Below are 18,414 nucleotides of genomic sequence, written 5' to 3' on the forward strand. Positions count from 1 at the left end.
GGTAGAGTCGACGACTGGCGCGGTGACCGTAGGTAGCGAGGCTTTACTGTTTCCGGCTGCTTTCGCCAGTTGCCGGTGTCGCAGTTCGCACCATAGTTCCGTTTCCAGTCGCCGCTCGTCAAACCGGGCATGCGGATTTGCCGCACCCGGCTTTCACTTGTCTCATCAGGCCTTCGCGCTCGATCGGTCGTTACGACGAGTCGGGATGCGGAAGAGTTTGAGGGTATCGTGCAGGTAATCCTGCGGATACTCTTTGAAGCCCCTGCCACGTTTTCCTGTTCGTTGTATCAACCAGTGCCGCAGACGCCGATCGACGTATTGCCTGATGAAGTCATAGGTCTTCATGACAGGGCCTTGGTCGAAGTAACCGCACCAGCCACGAAGAAGGCGACTGATGACGGCGACGGTGTTCTCCGGTGTGTCCGGGTACCACTGTGGCGTCGTGCGTTCGTGGATTCGTCGGAGCAATCTCATGACCGCTTTCTTGGACGGACGCGTGCCGATGAAGGCTTGTCCATCCTTTCCGTAGAACCGCCCGATCGTGTAGCCTAGGAACGTAAATCGTTCCGACGGCAATAGAGCGATGCGGGTCTTGGTCTCGTTCACCTCCAGCCCGAGCCTGCTCATCAGTACCGTCATTCGCTTCATCGCCGCCTCGGCTTGGCCGGGGCGGCAGCAGATCACGAGATCGTCGGCATAGTTGACGACGTAGGCGTCGAGTTGTTCTTGGTGTCCGTGGTCGCGCCAGGCCAGCAGAAAGCGTCGGAAGTAAATGTTCGCCAGCAATGGACTCAGAGGAGAGCCTTGCGGGGTCCCTTTCTTAAACTTTCGCGCATCTGCCGTCTGTATCGTCCGTCTTCCGCTCCGTTCAACTACCGGGACTGTCAACCAGCCTTTGATGGTCGAGAGGAGTCGTCCATCGGCGATCCGTCGTGTCAGGCATCGCATCAGCGGACTGTGTGGAATCGACGTGAAATAGTCGCGTAAATCTGCATCGACTACCTCGCGGCGTCCCCGGTCCTTGATATGCCAAAACACGCGGCGCACGGCCATCTTGGCGTCAAGCTTCGGGCGAAATCCGTACTGGTTGTCCAGCAGGTCCGCGTCGAAGATGGGACCGATCACTAAGACCGTGGCCATCATGACGATTCTGTCACGAATACACGGGATTCCGAGTGGTCGGCGTCCGCCATTGCTCTTTGGTATCCATACTCTCAGAAGGGGCTTGGGACGGTAAGTGCCCTCCTTCAGCTCCTGTCTGACACTTTCCAACCACTGCTGCTGTCCCTCGGTTTCGATCTGTTCGAATGTTATGCCGTCCACCCCGGGGGCACCGTCGTTTTCACGGCACCTTTGGTAAGCTTCTTCCATGACATCCGGTCGGCAGATTTTGTCCCACAGAGAGTAAAAGCGGTATGTCGGTTCGGTCTTAGCTTTCGTCTGTAGCGAGCTCTGCAGCTTCTGAACGCGCATATCCGGTGTTGTTAGACTCATCGTCAATCGCCGTGCTCTTTGCTTCGTTCTCTCGCTTGAGGCAAGTCAGGGTCCCTTCCCTCTTCCGGCGTTACCCGGTGTCATAGGTAGTACGGACCCATCCGCCATCTGCCGCTGCCGACGCTGGCCCTCACGGGTTCGTCGTTGTCCGGATTCGTCATCCTTCCTCGGCGACAGACTTCCCTTGTTGCCCACTGTCCATGTCCCGCGCGTGCTGCCACCACTACCCCGGTGGGATCCTGGGGTGCTTTTCTCGCTCGCTTCCCCCCGGACGTCGGCCTTCCCCGTTGCTATGGCGGGTCGGCTCCCACGATGACGCTTTCGGAGCCTGCTCGGTGTTCACTCGCAAGTTGCGGCCCGCGCGGACCGATGACCCCCAGAAGGGGCCTTTTCTCAGAGTGCTTCAGGTCATTCGTCGCCTCCTGACCCGCTCCGAGTACTTCCGGCTGGAGCGAGAGTTTGCCGGCCTGGACTTCCACCAGGGAGAACAGTGCGCCTTGGCAAGGCACACACAGCAACACAGTCGAGCGTTCCATGCGCCCGATTGCGATGGGAAGACGCAACTCATTGTTCAGCGGCAGCGAGGGCGGCGCCGAGAGCTGGGCGATCCTGGCTTCGCTCGTGAACACGGCAAAACTCCATGAACTCGACCCGCAGGCCTACCTGACCGATGTGCTGGAGCGCATCGTGTCCGGGCGAACCAGAAGCCATCAGCTGCGCGAGCTGCTCGCCTGGAACTGGAAGGCGGCGCGCCATCGCACCGCACAGGCTGCTGCATGAACGCGCGTCGCCATAAAGCAGCATCGTCGATGGCGTCAGCCGCGATGCCGCTTGCGGAGCTCGAGCGATGGCTCCAGGCTCGCGTCGATCGGCATCCTGCCGCCACCAGCATTCCCATGCTCGACGGCTATGCCGCCGCGATCGTAGCCGGACCGGTGTCGATGAGCCCGCTCGGCTGGATCTGCCCGCTGCTCGCCATCGACGCCGATGCTTTCAACCACGGCGGCACCCCGGAGTTCGCTGCGATCTCCGCTGTCGCGCTGCGCCATAACGAGATCAGCAACACCCTCTCGACCGCGCCCGATCGGTTCGAGCCGATGCACCGGCGCGAAGTCAATGGCGATATCGATCCGCGTCCGTGGTGTCAGGGCTTCTATGCCGCGATGCAGCTCAGACCGTCGGCGTGGGCGCCGTTGCTGGACGCCGGCAACGTCAATCACGGCCTGCTGCTGCCCATCCTGCTGCATGGTCGCGATGATCAGAGCCGTCCGCCGCTCGGATCACCGCAAGGCGGCCGTAACGCCTACGCCGAGATCCCGGCGGCCGTCGAGGCCTTGCGCCAGTATTGGATGCCTATCCGCTACCCACGCACACGCTGATCACCGCGGACGTGGGAGCTCATACCGGTTACCCTTGAGTCGCTCTCTTTTCGCGCCGGCAGGAGCCGCCGACTGGCGTCGCTGAATGATCTAATCATTTGAAAAGGAGACATCAATGAAGACCGATATGTCAGGCTATGGTGTAACCGAACTAACTTCTGAAGAGGCGTCTGCAACTTCGGGAGGAGGGTTATTTTGGCCAATCTTTTTCGGAGTTATGGGCCTAGTAGGCCTTGCAGCTGTCATTATAGGGGCGGAATGGCTAATAAGGACGCGCGGTTAGAACATAAGTAGTGCAAACATGGCGGCGCCGCGCCCTCGGGGTCGAGAGCGCGCGAGGCGGGCGGCAAGTAGATTCAGTCGCATGAACATGACGTCGCCGGATCGCTATTTCTTCATGGTCCTGGACTTGCACGATCTTGCTCGTTGCCGCTCTCCCGCCGCGCACGCAGTTCAGCCCTTTCTGGGGCTTTTTCCTGGTTGGCATGACGGTTGAATTACTCTCTTTTCGCGACGGCAGCGGCTGCCGACCGGCATCACTGCCTGATGCTCTCATTTGCAAAGGAGATAACAATGCAGACCGATATGTCAGCCTATGGCGTAGTCGAATTGACCCCTGAAGACGCATCCGCAATTTCGGGAGGGTGGTTCTGGGCGGCTGTGGCAGTTTTGGCGGGCCTAGCAGCAGCCATTGCAGCTGGACTCTTCCTCCCTTGACCCCCCATTCATGCGAGAAGCCTAGAAAGTCGAATGCGGCTCCGGCTGTCGCGAGATGACGCCAACCTTGGCGTTTGAATTGGAAGTCTACGAAGCGGATCTTGGTCGGATGGAGTTTGAGCCATACCGCCGAGCCATTCGTATGTCGATACCCCCGGAAATCCCAAGCCCTAATAGAGGGACGCGCCAAGCTGGGGCCGAGCGGGACGTGTTCACTGATACACCCAGCTTGCTCGGCTTGGAGACGCAGCTGGAAAACGCAATGTCGGCATGAAGAGCCTGCACGCTCTCAATCTTTTGGCAGCCAGCGACACTGTCGTTACGGCCTCGGCATTGCGATTGAGGATGAGGTGTTCAGACCGAAGATTCGCGACCGCTTTCAGGAAGAGATTGTCCGAGCTGGCAGTGTCGCGCACTCGCGTATAGATCGTGCGCGCGGGCGCCAAGTACATCCAACCGCATCGAGTGACCTCATGAATCGCAACTTCTTCGTAGTCTGGGCCTGCACCATCTACTCGCCGCCGCTCTCCTACCTTGCGTTACCCGCTTGTCGGGTTTGTCGCGTCCGCGACACCGTGATGTTCGGCCGTCGCACCGCTGCCCCTCAGTTAAGCCGTTGAATAGAATACAGAACGGTTCTTCCGAAGATTTTTTTTCGCCGTTGGCACGACTCTTGAGTTTCTCTCTCGCGTGACCTCGGCGACTGCCGACCGGCATCGTTGACGGATCTACTCGTTTGAAAAGGAGACAACAATGAAGACCGATATGTCAGCCTATGGTGTAACGGAACTAACTCCTGAAGAAAAATCCGCAACTTCGGCACGAGGGTCCTGGCCGATTTTGGGAGTTGTGACGGGGTTAGAAGCAGCCTTATACACGCGTGAATTCGCGACATTTTGTCGTCCCGCCCCCGCCTATCCCCACCAGGGCGTTTGAACGTGAAGTCTACGAAGCGGGTCTTGGTCGGATGGAGTTTGAGCCCATACCGACCGAGCCACTCGTATATCAATACCCCTGGAAATCCTGAGCTCGGAGCGAGCCAAGCTGGAGGCCTGGCAGGACGCACTCACTGACAACTTAGCTTGCTCAGCCTGGAGGCACAGCTGGAAAACCAAAGAGGGAGTGAAGCGCTTGCACGCTCTCCAGCTTCTGGCAGCCTGCCGCGGCACACAAGCAATGCTGCCATGACGAGCCTCGGCAATGTGATTGGGGATAAGGTGACAGACCGAATCGAGATTGTCCGGCTGCCAGTCCGCTCGCATGCCGATCGGGGCGCCAAGTTGCGTTGAGTTTGTCGCGTCCACCACACGGTGATGTTCGGCCCGCGTACCCGCGCACTCTCAGTTAAGCCGTTGGATAAAATGCCGCACGGCTCTTCGGGGCTCTTCCTGCCCGGTTGGCACGAAACTTGAGTTTCTCTCTCTTCGCGGCGGCAGGAGCTACCAATCGGCATCGCTGACTGATCTTTTCATCTGAAAAGGAAGCAATAATGAAGACCGATATGTCAGCCTATGGAGTGACCGAACTAACTTCTGACGAGGCATCTGCCACTTCGGGGGGATTTTTTGGGAAATAGCTTTCGCAATTGTGACGATGGTAGGCCTTGCAGCTGCAACTATAGCGGAAGGGGCAATACGGATCCGACTTGGCAAATAAGTGGCATAAACTCTCCTCTCTCTGCAGATTAGCAGTTTCCATGGAAACTGCTAATCGTCATAAGGAAACGCCCCCGTGACACGACCGATGTCTTAATCCTTCTGAAATTGTCGGCTACCGGCGCCATTCGCCCCACCAGAAAACCGAATCGTTCCGCCTTCATCTACTCGTTTCCGCTCTCCCCGCGTACTTGCGTTGCCTCCTGCGGTCGGGTTTGTCGCGTTCGAGACACGGTCATGTTCGGTCGGCGTACCGCCGCGCTCGCAGTTAAGCCGTTGAACAAAATGCAGAACGGTTCTTGTGGGGCTCTTCCTGCGCAGTTGGCACGACACTTGAGTTTACCTCCTTTGCGGCGACAGTAGCCGCTGACCGGCCGTCGCTCACGACGAACTACTCATTCGAAGAGAAGTCAAGAATGAAAAACGAACCCATGGAGACAGATATGTCAGCCTATAGTGTAACGGAATTAACTCCTGAAGAGGCATCTGAAACTTCGGGAGGGTGGCCGATTCTGGTGGTCGGGTTTGTGGCGGCCGCAATCGTTGCAGGCGGACTTATAGCGCGTCGGTTTCACGGGCACCGCTAGATTTGAAGAGCGTAAGTGACGCAAGTTCTCCAGGCACCATACTGAATACCGATTAGCAGTTTCGATCGGAACTGCTAATCGTCATAACCAATGAACTTGTGACATGACCGATACCTTACTTCCTCCTGAAATTGTCAGCTACACCGCGGAGAGCATCCTCTCGCGGCGATCAGGACGATCTTTGGCGATCTACAAGATCGTTATGCTTTCTGTGGTTGCAGTATTGGTGTCGCTCCCACTCACCACCATAACAGTCTCTGTTCAAAGTGCCGGTGTCATTCGCCCCACCATCGAGAAGACGCCCCTGATCGCGCCCGTGTCCGGCCGCATCTCGCGTATCCTTGCCGTTGAGAACGAGCTGGTTACCCAGAGCCGAGAGATCCTCGCCCTCGATGATGAGGTGGTTGAGGAAAAGCTGCGGGCACTTACAGGCGAAATTCGCGCGAAGAGTGATCTTGCCCATGACCTCGAAACCCTGATCTCCTTCGGCGCAGAGGCCAAGGACCCGATCGGCCTCCTGACCGAGTCCGCCACGGCCGAGAGGCTGCACTTTCTCAACCTGCTGCGGGAGAACGAATATGCTCGCAGTAACGCCGCGGCAGAACTCGATCGCGCCAAACGACTGGTCTCCGTTGCTGCAGCGCCCGCAAAGGCCGTCGACGATAAGACTTTCGTCCTCCAGAGCATCGAGGTCAAAGGCGAGATTCTCGCCCGGCGCAAATCCGCCGAATGGAACCAGCAGCTTTTCGACACGAACCTGCGCTTGAAGGAACTCACAGCCACCTTGCATCAGCTTGAGAACGAACGGGATCTGACCCACATTCGAGCCCCCGTGTCCGGTGCTCTAGAGCAATTTTCCGGCCTCACCGTCGGCGGCTATGTCCAAGCGGGGCAAACCGTCGCTCGAATCTCGCCGGACGGCGAGCTGGTGGCGGAAATCTACGTCTCGCCCAACGACATCGGCTTCGTTCGGTCGGGCCAGTCGGTGCGTCTCCAAGTGGATGCCTTCAACTACAATCAATGGGGTGTCATCGAGGCAACAGTGCTCGACGTGGCCCAGGACTTCACCCTCCACGACAAGACCCCGATCTTCAAGGTCCGCTGCGCGCTCTCTCGCAGCTACCTCGCTCTCAAAAGCGGGGTGATGGGTCAGCTGAAGAAAGGCATGACCGTGCGGGCCCGCTTCCTCGTCGCCGACCGCACTCTCCTTCAACTCCTCTACACTGAGGTTGACGATTGGCTCAATCCGCTCCTGGCGCCCCGTTAATTCTTCATTTTTCGAACAGCAAGCCGACATGTCAAGCAAGGTGATCAAGTGCAAGCAGCGCGACATCACCGATTGCGGAGCCGCCAGTCTTGCTTCTGTCGCTGCCTTCTATGGCTACAAGCTGCCGTTGTCGCGCATCCGCCAGTATGCCTCGACCGACCGCTCCGGCACTACGGTGTCGGGCCTCACGCAAGCGGCTCAAAAGCTGGGCTTCATCGCCAAGGGCGTAAAGGGTGGGTTCGACAGCCTGTACAAGATTCCCAAGCCCGCCATCGCGCACGTCATCGTCAAGGAGGTCCTGCACCACTTCGTCGTCATCCAGAACATCGATGCTCGGTGGGTCACCGTCATGGATCCCGCCTATGGCGAAATCCTGAAGCTGTCGCACGAGGACTTCAAGGCGCAATGGACTGGCGTCCTGGTGCTCCTGGTTCCGGCTGACGCCTTCAAGCGCCGCGACGAAACCACTTCACCCCTCGCCCGCTTCGCCCGCCTACTTGCGCCACATAGGGAGGTGATGGCGCAGGCTCTCATCGGGGCGCTGGTGACGACGATCCTCAGCCTCTCGACGGCAATCTACGTCCAGAAGATCGTCGATCATGTGATCACAGCGGGGAATCGCAACCTGCTCAACCTGATGAGCGTTGCCATGCTGCTGATCCTGGTGCCGCAGATCCTGATCGATCTCCTCAGACACCGGTTTACCCTGCAAACCGGCCAGAAGATCGATGTCTACCTGATCCTCGGCTACTACAATCACATCCTAAGCCTGCCGCAGAAGTTCTTCGACAGCATGCGCATGGGCGAAATCGTCGCCCGCATGAACGACGCGGTGAAGATCAGGAGTTTCCTGAACGACGTCTCGATCACCATGTTCGTCAACGTGCTGGTGATATTGTTCTCGTTCGCCCTGATGTTCGTCTACTCGTGGAAGATCGCCTTAGTCGTGGCGGCCTCTATCCCACTCTACCTCTTGGTCTATTGGACCATCAACCGGCTGAATAGGAAGCGCCAACGCGCAATTATGGAGGATGCTGCCGATCTGGAGGCGCAACTGGTTGAATCGCTCGGAGCTGTGTCCACGATCAAGACGTTCGGCATAGAGAGCTTCGCCAATCTCAAGATGGAGACCCGCTTCGTCAAGATGCTGCACTCGGTCTATAGTTCCGGCCTCATTTCGGTCTTCGGAGATAATGCCTCGACCTTTCTCTCCACCCTATTCACGATCGTGCTGATGTGGTTCGGGACGACGCTTGCGCTCGATCAGACTGTCACGCCCGGCGAACTGCTGTCCTGCTACACGTTGCTCGGCTATATCACCCGGCCGATTGCCAGTCTGATCCAAACCAATCGGATCGTTCAGGATGCTTTTATCGCGGCGGATCGCCTGTTCGAAATCTTCGACCTGGAGCCGGCAAGCGGTGGCAGCATTGATGCCACCCAGTGCGACCTAGGCGACATCCGCATGGAAAACGTCACCTTCCGCCATGGCGCGCAGCCGTGCCTTTTCCAGGATATCAACGTCACCTTTGGCCGCGGCAAGACGACCGCCGTGGTTGGGGAAAGCGGCTCAGGCAAGAGCTCCCTTGCGGCACTGTTGCAGAATGTCTACCCGCTTGAGGGTGGACGCATCCGGATCGGGCCCTATGACCTCCAGGACTTCTCGACCGCATCCCTGTGCAAGGTTGTTGCTGCGGTACCCCAATCGATCGACGTGTTCTCGGGCTCGGTGATCGAGAATATCGCCCTTGGCGAGTTCGAGCCGGACATCGAGAAGATCCTGCAAATCTGCGATCAAATCGGGTTGCGGGAGGTGATCGAGCGCTGGCCCGGTGGTCTCCAGGCCTATCTAGGCGAGAACGGCGTACGCCTCTCCGGCGGCGAGAAGCAGCGCCTTGGGTTGGCTCGGGCTTTGTACCGGGATCCGGAGATCCTCGTCCTGGACGAGGCTACCTCTTCTCTCGACCCCGTCGCCGAGGCCTTTGTCCTGGGAGTGGTCGAGGATCTGCGTCGGGCCGGCAAGATCATCATCGTTATCTCTCATCGCCTCAGCACCATTTGCGGGGCCGACAAGATCGTGGTCTTGGACAAGGGCCGGGTTGCTGCCGAGGGAAGGCATGCTGAACTGCTGACAGCTGAAGGCACCTACGCTCGGTTGTGGCGGGCGCAAAGCGGATCCAGCTGACAGGTTCAGGTGGGATCATCGCAGAGTTTTGCCGGCCGCCTCCGGGAAGCCGACTCGGCGACGACCTGTCGGAGCGCTGTGACCATGTCACTCGCAAGAGCGAGAGAACGTCAATATGTGCAATCAGGCCTGAGCGCCCGTCGCGGCGTCCAGTGAGAATGTCTCGCGATGGTCACGACCTGAAAGCACGGCGATGATGTTGATGGTTTCAGCGATGTTGGCACGCGAGGACCACGATGACCGCTTCCTGGATAGGCTGTTCGAGCCGACGCAGTGCACCGAGTGCTGTACCAGCGTCCATCGCGCCGACCTCCGCACCGAGGCCGCAAGTGGTAACGGCCGGTTAGGGCGGAAGAAGAATGCATCGATGATTTCCGGCCGCGCGCTTAGCTGCCGAATTCAGTGTACCCGGCAAACAATCTTCGCTTATTTTCAGGTCCTTTGTGCATCGCGAAGTTGTGCGTGGCGCGATGTTTCGCAGTCAATTTTTGACATTCTCATCACCAGATCCACCCGATCGGCGTACGGCTTACGGTCGAAGACTTGATAGCCCGCATCGTGATAGAATTGAATAATTCGAGAATTACTCGGGACATCATTCGTCTGACCATAGACCCAAAATGGCTCCAAACAGCTTGTTGTCTCTATGTGACTAAATACTCGGCGCGCCGTTTCGGCCAAAAGTATTGCTCCAATCCGTCTTCCAATCATATCGGGGGCGAGAGCCATCCGATGGAGATATACTCCAGGCTCCTTGTAGATCGCGTCACGATGGACCCTAAAGCCGAAGCAGAAGCCGATTAGGCGTTTGGATTTTGCAAAAGCAACGGTGCTGAAAGTCCATTTATCCGTATAAGCCCGCCGCTCATCACCTTCAGCCAGGACATCACGCTCCGTCCAAGATTGGAAGGGAATCTGATTGTGCAATTTCACAATGCCTCGCGTGTTGGCGACTGCGAGTTCCCGCGTCAATTGCCCGACGGTGAACTCTGCACCATCAATATCACGAAACGTTTGCGAAAGGTGAGTGTGTGCAATTTCTTCGCCCATCCCACACCTCGTAGTTTCTGTCGAGACCACGCTCGATCAGAAGGTCAATCATCGGCCGTCAGAGCCAAACTTGCGTTTGGCACTGTTTTGGGATCTTTGGACCACACCTGCACCAAAACCGATGAGCCCGCCGCAGTTCCTGCGCTTGATATGAAGGTTCATTAGGATCGCTGAAGCTGCCATCCAACTACCAAACCTGACAGCTCGAAATTCGCGATCCAGTCGATCTCGCCGGGTCCGCGATTTGAATTAGTCCACCAGACGATCCTCCGAGGGTTGTCGTAGCGCACAAGAACGGCGCATGAAGAAGTGTTGGACGAAGCCGCGGCCCACACCGGCCTCGACCAGCCCATGCATCGCCGAAAGCTGAGACACTTCGTAGCGAATTTCGGGCCGAAAGCCGGCGCTGGCGCAACGCTGAGCAAACCGCACTTGCCAGGTAGTGGGGGAAAGCGACTCAGGTAAGAGCTCCCTTGCAGCACTACTGCAGAATGTCTACCCACTTGAGAGTGGACGTATCCGGTTCGGCCCTTATGGCCTCCATGACCTCTCGACCGTACCACTGCGCAGCATCGTTGCATCGTTGCCGCGGTACCGCAGTCGATCGACGTCTTCTCGGGCTCGGTGATCGAGAACATCGCCCTCGGCGAGGGCGAGCCGGACATCGAGAAGATCTTGCAAATCTGCGATCAAATGGGGCTGCGGGAGTTGATCGAGCGCTGGCCTGGTGGCTTCCAGGCTCATCTGGGCGAGAACGGCGTACGCCTCTCCGGCGGCGAGAAGCAACGCCTCGCCTTGGCTCGAGCTCTGTACCGGGATCCGGAGATCCTGATTCGCGACGAGGCGACCTCCTCTCTCGACGCGGTCGCCGAAGCGTCTGTGCTACGGGTGGTTGAGGATCTGCGTCGGGCCGGTAAGACCATTGTCGTCATCTGTCACCGACTCAGTGCCATTTGTGGGGCCGACAAGATCGTGGTCTTGGACAAGCGGCGGATTGTTGCGGAGGGAAAGCATCGTGATCTCTTGAGTGCTGGAGGCACTTACGCCCGCTTGTGGCGGGCGCAAACCGGATCCAGCTCACAGGTTCAGGCAAGGACCATCTCAATATTTTCCCGATAGCCTACACTACGCGTAAGCGACGGAAGGAGTGTCGGGGCGCTGTCACGTTGCTTCGTGGCTGCTCCGAAGCCGTTGGCATTCGGTAGTTCAGACTAGCGTATGCCTGGGGGCACATGCGTCTCATCTTCCTGAGAAGCCTTCGAGGCCTCGGCGATCGGAACGAACCCAACTTGAAATCCAAATACGCGTCCAATCCTGTTCAGCGTTTCCGCGGTGGGATTTGCCGCTCCTCGTTCAAGATCGGCGATTTGGCGCGGCGTCAGCTTGAATAGCTTTGCAAATTCGAGTTGGGTGAGTCCAAGCGCTCGGCGCATCTCCGCCACTCCCTGCGGCAAACGAAGCGCCCCAGCGCGAGCCTTCGCCGCAATCGCGGTGCGACGGTCTCGAATCTCTTCCTTTGTCGGTTTACGCCATCTAGCCATATCGATTACCCCTAAGCTGGGACATTGCGTAGCTTAGCCACACCGTTCGCCATATCTTCGTTACGAATTATCGCGTTTGTCACAACCGAGTCTGGCACACCATGTTTTGTTGCGATCTCTGGAAGTGCCCGCAACAGATTTTCCTTGGCGGCCAACGCGGCCATCAGCTTCTCAGCAGGTACGTTTGGACCCGAAACCGTCTCACAGACTTCCCGCCAGTCCGGATCGATGTCCTGTCCCCCACCTTCAAGCATGCAACCCCACTTCGTAGACCTGACAATGCCCGCTGCCGCAATCTTCATCGGAGCGAAGTCGAACAAAGGGGCGAGCCGTATGCTTCCATCTGGGAACTTCCTGAGCGCGGTGTTGCGACCGTGATTGTCGGGATTTCCCATGGCCAAGTTCAGGATGTCGCGAAGCAGGTACTCCGTCGTGTCTTCCAGAGGATTGGAGGAAACCGCTTGGATTTTCTTCAGGTAGATTTCGTGCCTGCTTTGATATGCGAACTCTGCGACACCAATTGCCGAGACCAAACTCTCTTGTCCGTAGCGCAACAAACCATCGGCCGTGACCTTCCGATCAAACCGCGGAATGACGAGCACCCCGCTGCCATAGGTGTTCGTCCTCTCTACCGCTATCCCGAACTCTTTCGCGACCTCCGAATAGCCCGCCTCCGACTCCAGAATACGCTGATCTATGCCCTCGTCGCTGCGCAGAAGCTTTGCAATGATGTAGTCGACACCGTCACCATCCTGCACCATCGAATTTGGGTACCAAAGTCCGTCGCGCGATCGGGTTAGAGAAACCTTTGGCCAGTCGCCCTGCAGCCCGCTCGAGCCTGATGCAAGCATCGAAAACCGATCAGCGACCTCCAAAAATGCGTCGCTGCGATCAAGAATATCCTTCATGGTGACGCCGCCGAGCGATATGCCCTCTAAGCGCTCTACTTCCTGATCGTACGCCTCTTTGATTCGAATGTTGCCAACCGGAGAGCTGCCAGCTCTCATCAGGAGGTGGATTTGTGTAGACGGCGCGTCGACCGGAAGTTCCAGAAATCGGGCGATCCTTTCGGCATGCCGCCCTTGGGGTATGAAATCCAACAAAAACGCTGGCCAGGTCTTGGCTGAACGATCCGCCAGATCGACTGGCGCATTGACCGAGTAGGCATGCACGCCCCGTAAGGGGCGGTCTTCCGAATATGGAATAGCGCCGAACTTCGCGAAATAATCCACTTCGTAGCTCGTGCCGGAAGGGCTCTTGTAGCCCTTCTCGGGAGCTTCCAAAGTCACGAGGGCGGCGTCACGCCATTTGCCCTCAATAAAGGTCTGGATCGTCAGCTTCATTTTATCTACCCCTTATAAGGTAGAATAAAGCATCGGAAGAGCAATAATCAACCCATTATAGCGGGTTAATTTTTGCTAAACGGAACCGATCACGACCAGATTTGGCTCCTGCCGATGCGGATCGGTGGCTAGCAACGGCCCGCCAAGCTGATTTCCCGTTGGTGAGAGCAGTCGCGGGGCTGGATACGCCTGCTCGAGGCTGACCAGACAGACACGTTTGCAGATTGGCTCGGACGCTGAAAGACACCAATGCCGGTTGCCGGGTCGCCCCCCCGGATTCACCGTCCAGAACTCGGCAGCCCAGGCGATGAAAGGAGCTGGCGAAGGCGTCAGCGAGGGGTGGATTGACTACGCCAGTGATCCCAGTTGCCTTTGTTCAACTGGGCAACACCCGTGACTATCTCGCTCTGCGGCGGTGACGAGCGGACCCAGAACATCCCAAAAACCACTCGCCCTCCCGAAACGCGGATGTCATCGCCGGAGTTTTGCAGGCTTGTTGCGAGCGGATTTCGTCGCCGGCTTTGCGCCGGCGAGATCAGGCAATGGGTCTTGTTTGTGGACGGATCGAGCGCCTACCATTACTCCACGGAGAGCCGGCTGATGACGATGTTGGAACATGGCGCACAGCACTCTTCGAGGAGCCCAGCACGGGGCGCCAGTGTCGAGCGGCCCAAGCTTCCAGTCATCGCATACAAAGGAATCGCTGCCGCCAAGGCGAGCCGGCTCTGGCCGTTAACGGCCGCGCCGCAGCTCAAGCGATCGATATGCTCGTTACCCGCCTCACCACCGTATCATCAAGGGCTTCCGCCCGGCACTTCAGCTGCTCGCTGGCCTGAGCTAACTTAGCAGCCAAATAGCAATGAAGATGATGAGCGACCAAGTGGCAATGCAAAATGCCGAGGCCGCACGCCACATGTTGACTCTTACTCGATTGCGCCAATTGATCAGCTTCAACGCACAACCATTGAAGCACCGACCGCGGACCACATCGACCAGGTGCCCGTAGCTATGAAACTCGAACTGCGAGCGGTTCTTTCGAATGTAATCGATCCGCTCACGAGGTGAGAAACACCAAATCCATATCTCGTGAGCGCGCTCCTGCAACGCTGCCGTCAACCAACGAGACTCTTCAATGAGGGGATCTGCTCCCGTCGTCATGCTGTGTACTTCATTCATGCTGTGTGAGCTGGCCGCGTCAGACAAGCGAACATTCGCTGTCGACGCATGCGCAGTTTGGCCGCAGTTTGGCCGCAGTTTGGCCGCAGTTTGGCCTATTGTGCGACGACGCTACACCCTGACGTTACGTGAGATTCAAGCTGTTTTGCGCCTACCAGATCCGGTGGGTCACGGCTTCTCGCGCTTGCTCGCATCGACAATAGGTTGGGTCTCTTGGCGGTGTCCCACCCTAAAGTTCGGGGTAGTGCGTTGGCACGTTTGAAGCGTCAGCCTCACCATACAGCCATGAATTCCGGTCGCTGATCAACTCGTGACGAGACTTCTGCTTCTATCTCTCTCAATACGCGACGGCATGGACCGACGTGCATCGGAGAGAAACCTCAAGACGCACTTTTTCGGAATCTCGCCGTGCCGTGGGGACCGTTCATTTGCAGAGCTTGGCCGATTCATGAATGATGCGTTTTGTTTTTCGAAGACTGCGCGGGGGCCGTGATACGACGCGGGTTCAATGAACTTAAGAGGAATTGCTGGAATCCATGTCCCAATCTGATCCGAATCTCGATTCTTCTGCGCGCCGGGCCAGCCGCTCATACTCGTCCGCGATCCTAAGTAACCTGCGCCTTGATTTGGGGCAGGTCAGTGAGGCTGCTTTCGACCGCGTCGCTTCGGCGCGACTTCGCCAATGTTGCGGACCATAGAATGGTTGCTTTGATGCCATGAAGATACGCATGCAAGCGGAAGGCCAAGAGACTGCCAGGCAGCTTCTTACGAACTCCGCTCAATCACAGGCGCCGTTTTGGACGCATCAGATAGTCACGCCTGCCGAACCGGAGGCGATCGCGAAGTCGCGTTCTGAAGGCGATGGCACACATCCCAACTCGATACCGCCGGGCACTCACAGCGCTCACAGCTTTTCAGTCATTCGGAGCACTGAGGACAGAATGATAGGCAGAAGGTAATTCCAAAAGAATGCCATGCAGAAGAAGGAAACCTCTCTTGGCGTTCGATTTCGCAGAGCTCACCCAGAACGCGAGGACGCCAATCGTTCGAAATCGCGACAGATGCGAAGCTGCAGACGATTTCTCTGCCGAGTAGAGCTGCTTCAATTCTAAATAAAACTGCCGCAGTGCCACGCCACGTGAGACTCGCCTCACTTGATAGCGACGCAGTCATCAGCGCTTCAATAAGCGCCTGTAAACCCTCGACGCATCGATGCCTGTCAATGAGCTGAGGGCCACCAGGACACCTCGCTTTTATTGACATTTGGGCGCTCGAATTCCGACATCTCGGCCAGGCGAGGTGTGGTGGTTGACGACAGTATCTCGCTGGAGTTGCTAGAATGGATGACATTGTGCCTGAACGAAACCGGACATCCGAGCCTCTCCTGAGCGCGGCATTTGAGAAGTCATGGCGCTTCGTGGAGAAAGATCCGTTCCTGACCCACAATGCGAGGGACGTGTTGCGCGCGCGGTTGCGCGCCCATCTTGAGCGCTCATCGCGGAGTGGCGAACATAATCCTTTTCAACTGGCAAACAGCGCCATCTGGAATCTACGCAATGAGTTGGGACGGCGGCCCGGCAGCTGACGCCACGCCGCACGCAACGACTTCTCCCCTCTTTTCGGATCTGCCGCTATAGGCGCATCGAGATGAAACAAACATCTTGCTGTCGTCTTGAGGGGCCCCTGGATCACATTTCGTGCACTCGGGACAGCCTTCGCCCTCGTCCACCGAGTTCCGCATAGGGAGCGTCGACCGATTTCGAGTGACGGCGGGCGATTAGAAGGCCTTCCAGCCTGGAAAGCGCCACGCAAAACTGTTTACCGAGCCTACATCTCGGCGCGCGCTTTTGCCGCTCAACACGCTACCCCAGCGCGAGGTGTCCCGAAATGGCCAAGCTTGTTTGGTCGCCTGCTCAGAACCTCTTAATCTCTATGCCAAACTTCCGCAGCGCATAGCCAATTTGACGCGGCGTCAATCCAAGCAGACGGGCCGCCTTTGCCTGCACCCAGCCCGATTTTTCCATCGCGGCGATGAGGGTATCACGATCTGCCATGTTCGCGCTCCTTAGAAGCGAGGTATTACCCGGCATCAAGGCCACCGGTTCATTCTCGCCCGTCTGGGCTGGGCCAGGAAGTAACGGACCCGCCTCAACCGGCGCGATGACCGGCTTTGCCGGAGGCTCTCCGCACCGTACCGATCGCGGAGCCATTCCGTTGGATCCGCCCTTCCATAGCAGCGCGGAAAGGCACTGGCCGTGACGGCAGGCAAAATCGTCCTTGAGAATGGACGGTCCGGGCGCCAACGTCGCGGTACGCTGCACGCAATTTTCGAGTTCGCGAACGTTGCCGGGAAAGCCACAGCTCATCAGCACTTCCATGGCACTTGGATCAAAGGTCAGCGTACGCCCATTCTCGTGATTGAAGTTCTTTAGAAACTCCGCGGCAAGCAAGGGAATGTCGCTGCGCCTCTCACGCAAGGGAGGCAATAGCAGGGGAACCACGCTGATGCGATAGTACAGGTCGGCGCGAAACTCGTTCTTTTCCACGGCCAATTCGAGGTCACGGTTGGTCGCAGCAATCACGCGGACATTGACCTTGACGGTCTGCGCGCTACCCACCCGCTCGAACTCCTGCTCCTGCAGGACGCGCAACAGCTTTGCCTGAAAGGCGGCCGAGATTTCCCCGATCTCGTCAAGGAACAGCGTCCCCTTGTCAGCAAGCTCAAAACGCCCTTTGCGTGAATTGAGAGCACCGGTAAAGGCTCCCCTTTCATGACCGAATAGTTCGGATTCCAACACGGTCTCGGCGAGCGCTGCGCAGTTCATCTTGATGAACGGGCGTTTCGAACGCGGCGATAGCTCATGGATAGCCTTGGCGACGAGCTCCTTTCCGGTTCCGGACTCGCCGCGCAACAGCACGGTTGCGTTGGATTTTGCTACCACCGCGATCTTATCGAGAAGCCCACGTAACGGCGGGCTGATGCCAATGATGCCGTCGATATGCACCTTCCTACGCTCCCGCCTCTGGTTCTTGAATTCGGAGAGTTCCTTCTGAAGACGATAGCTTTCTGACATGAGACGTTTGCGGTCCCGGCCGACGAGGCGATGCAACTTCACTGACTGTCCAACCAATTTGGCAATCATACAGAGCAAGCGGACGTCGGGCTCGAGTGGGACCATTGGCTCGTCGTTCGTCACACGCTCGATCGACAGCGTTCCCACCACCTTTTCATCATTGACAATAGGGACGCCGATGAACGACACCCGCGTGTAATCGGAAGCGCCGAGCACGTCCAAATCTGCCGCACTGAACGCCGGATGCGTGGCAATGTTCTCGGCCACAAAGTCAGCGCCAGTGGAAACGATCTGCTCGATGGCTTTTTGCGGAAGGCGCATGCGGTAGCGCTCATCGCTCCCCTCGCTCCATCCCGGACCGACCGCAATCTCGGGCTCGTCATCATCTGCGAGCAAAGAAATCACACCATGTCTCATCTGCAGGAAGGATTGCAGAAGGTCGACCACATTCGCCAGCGTAACCTCAAGCCGAGACGCACTGGCGAGTATTTGCGTTATTTCGACGAGGCCCCTCAGTGCGGTTTCGTTCAACGCGACCACGATGGAGCGGCCGGTCTCGGCTTCATGTCGCTCGCATTCGGAAGTGGCCTGCGTTTCGACGGCGCCTTCTTCGCACTGATCATTCTGCCAGGCACCTCGTTCAAACTTCGGAGTATCGCCTTCCATCTGACAGTCCATCTCGCACCAACGCTTCGCAGAGATATCACACCTGCCTGATGCGGCGCTAAACACGTAAGCGTGCCATTCTCTACATTCCGTACGATCCAGTTCAAGTCTTGGTGCTTTGCGACCCAATGTCGCGTCCGCAAGTTTCTTGTCGGACTCCAAACATCGGCGGATTTCATACATCACGTGCGTCTGGTTTCGCACAGAGGGCCCATGCGAATTACACGTCACTTCTAGCGATGAAGAATCTGACGTGACGATCACCACACGTGAGATTTAC

Annotated in this window: 11 protein-coding genes and 3 pseudogenes; 6 read left to right on the top strand and 8 right to left on the bottom strand. The window is 57.6% G+C overall.

The features are described 5' to 3' along the window. Positions 1–165: 165 nt before the first annotated feature. Entirely contained in the window at positions 166–1,494 is a 1,329-nt protein-coding gene (ltrA, locus tag AYJ54_RS18105; protein ID WP_082905706.1) for a group II intron reverse transcriptase/maturase, read from the bottom strand. 513 nt (positions 1,495–2,007) lie between these two features. On the opposite strand from ltrA, the pseudogene AYJ54_RS18115 reads away from it, so the two are divergent. From AYJ54_RS18115 to AYJ54_RS18135, 4 genes and pseudogenes are all read left to right on the top strand, one after another. Continuing rightward, positions 2,008–2,274: pseudogene (locus AYJ54_RS18115) on the top strand (transposase domain-containing protein); the annotation flags it as partial. Between the two features lie 44 nt (positions 2,275–2,318). Then, positions 2,319–2,873, top strand: coding sequence for a YecA/YgfB family protein (locus AYJ54_RS47315; RefSeq protein WP_245329062.1), 555 nt, complete (start codon positions 2,319–2,321; stop codon positions 2,871–2,873). 3,161 nt (positions 2,874–6,034) lie between these two features. Further along, a complete protein-coding gene (locus AYJ54_RS18130; protein WP_430641437.1) occupies positions 6,035–7,099 on the top strand; it encodes an HlyD family secretion protein in 1,065 nt (354 codons plus the stop codon). Between the two features lie 28 nt (positions 7,100–7,127). Next, positions 7,128–9,284, top strand: coding sequence for a peptidase domain-containing ABC transporter (locus AYJ54_RS18135; RefSeq protein WP_063700783.1), 2,157 nt, complete (start codon positions 7,128–7,130; stop codon positions 9,282–9,284). A gap of 123 nt (positions 9,285–9,407) precedes the next feature. On the opposite strand, the pseudogene AYJ54_RS52445 reads toward AYJ54_RS18135, so the two are convergent. The 3 genes and pseudogenes from AYJ54_RS52445 to AYJ54_RS54005 all read right to left on the bottom strand — a co-directional run. Continuing rightward, positions 9,408–9,594: pseudogene (locus AYJ54_RS52445) on the bottom strand (P-type conjugative transfer ATPase TrbB); the annotation flags it as partial. A 122-nt stretch (positions 9,595–9,716) separates the two neighbouring features. Then, a complete protein-coding gene (locus tag AYJ54_RS47335) occupies positions 9,717–10,334 on the bottom strand; it encodes a GNAT family N-acetyltransferase (RefSeq protein WP_082905709.1) in 618 nt (205 codons plus the stop codon). Between the two features lie 249 nt (positions 10,335–10,583). Next, the gene (locus AYJ54_RS54005; protein ID WP_082905710.1) at positions 10,584–10,766 is read right to left on the bottom strand and encodes a LysR substrate-binding domain-containing protein; all 183 of its coding nucleotides are present in this window, start codon (positions 10,764–10,766) and stop codon (positions 10,584–10,586) included. Between the two features lie 7 nt (positions 10,767–10,773). Between AYJ54_RS54005 and AYJ54_RS18145 the strand changes: the two are divergent. Then, positions 10,774–11,453 (top strand): annotated as a pseudogene (locus tag AYJ54_RS18145) (ATP-binding cassette domain-containing protein); the annotation flags it as partial. Between the two features lie 92 nt (positions 11,454–11,545). Here the strand turns inward: AYJ54_RS18145 and AYJ54_RS18150 are convergent. The 3 genes from AYJ54_RS18150 to AYJ54_RS18160 all read right to left on the bottom strand — a co-directional run bounded on the left by AYJ54_RS18150 (position 11,546) and on the right by AYJ54_RS18160 (position 14,376). After that, positions 11,546–11,875 carry a helix-turn-helix domain-containing protein gene (locus AYJ54_RS18150; protein WP_051311156.1) on the bottom strand — a complete coding sequence of 110 codons (330 nt, stop codon included), beginning with the start codon at positions 11,873–11,875 and terminating at the stop codon, positions 11,546–11,548. Positions 11,876–11,886: 11 nt separating this feature from the next. Continuing rightward, a complete protein-coding gene (locus AYJ54_RS18155) occupies positions 11,887–13,218 on the bottom strand; it encodes a type II toxin-antitoxin system HipA family toxin (protein WP_063700788.1) in 1,332 nt (443 codons plus the stop codon). 837 nt (positions 13,219–14,055) lie between these two features. Further along, positions 14,056–14,376 carry a hypothetical protein gene (locus AYJ54_RS18160; protein ID WP_136623778.1) on the bottom strand — a complete coding sequence of 107 codons (321 nt, stop codon included), beginning with the start codon at positions 14,374–14,376 and terminating at the stop codon, positions 14,056–14,058. Positions 14,377–15,733: 1,357 nt separating this feature from the next. Here AYJ54_RS18160 and AYJ54_RS47350 point away from each other — a divergent pair. Then, on the top strand, positions 15,734–15,979 hold the full coding sequence (locus AYJ54_RS47350) for a hypothetical protein (protein WP_082905713.1): 246 nt from the start codon (positions 15,734–15,736) through the stop codon (positions 15,977–15,979). Between the two features lie 328 nt (positions 15,980–16,307). On the opposite strand, the gene nifA is transcribed toward AYJ54_RS47350, so the two are convergent. Continuing rightward, positions 16,308–18,134, bottom strand: a complete 1,827-nt coding sequence (gene nifA / locus AYJ54_RS18165) for a nif-specific transcriptional activator NifA (protein WP_082905717.1) — start codon at positions 18,132–18,134, stop codon at positions 16,308–16,310. Between the last annotated feature and the right edge of the window lie 280 nt (positions 18,135–18,414).

Source organism: Bradyrhizobium centrolobii (assembly GCF_001641635.1).
GTDB classification, from domain to species: Bacteria; Pseudomonadota; Alphaproteobacteria; order Rhizobiales; family Xanthobacteraceae; genus Bradyrhizobium; species Bradyrhizobium centrolobii.

Excerpts from the sequence above, each read along its gene's own strand:
- AYJ54_RS18160 (WP_136623778.1), bottom strand. The coding sequence starts at position 14,376 with ATGACGACGGGAGCAGATCCCCTCATTGAAGAGTCTCGTTGGTTGACG.
- AYJ54_RS18130 (WP_430641437.1), top strand. The coding sequence starts at position 6,035 with ATGCTTTCTGTGGTTGCAGTATTGGTGTCGCTCCCACTCACCACCATA.
- AYJ54_RS18135 (WP_063700783.1), top strand. The coding sequence starts at position 7,128 with ATGTCAAGCAAGGTGATCAAGTGCAAGCAGCGCGACATCACCGATTGC.
- AYJ54_RS47350 (WP_082905713.1), top strand. The coding sequence starts at position 15,734 with ATGGATGACATTGTGCCTGAACGAAACCGGACATCCGAGCCTCTCCTG.
- AYJ54_RS47335 (WP_082905709.1), bottom strand. The coding sequence starts at position 10,334 with ATGGGCGAAGAAATTGCACACACTCACCTTTCGCAAACGTTTCGTGAT.
- nifA (WP_082905717.1), bottom strand. The coding sequence starts at position 18,134 with ATGGAAGGCGATACTCCGAAGTTTGAACGAGGTGCCTGGCAGAATGAT.
- AYJ54_RS18150 (WP_051311156.1), bottom strand. The coding sequence starts at position 11,875 with ATGGCTAGATGGCGTAAACCGACAAAGGAAGAGATTCGAGACCGTCGC.
- ltrA (WP_082905706.1), bottom strand. The coding sequence starts at position 1,494 with ATGAGTCTAACAACACCGGATATGCGCGTTCAGAAGCTGCAGAGCTCG.
- AYJ54_RS18155 (WP_063700788.1), bottom strand. The coding sequence starts at position 13,218 with ATGAAGCTGACGATCCAGACCTTTATTGAGGGCAAATGGCGTGACGCC.
- AYJ54_RS47315 (WP_245329062.1), top strand. The coding sequence starts at position 2,319 with ATGCCGCTTGCGGAGCTCGAGCGATGGCTCCAGGCTCGCGTCGATCGG.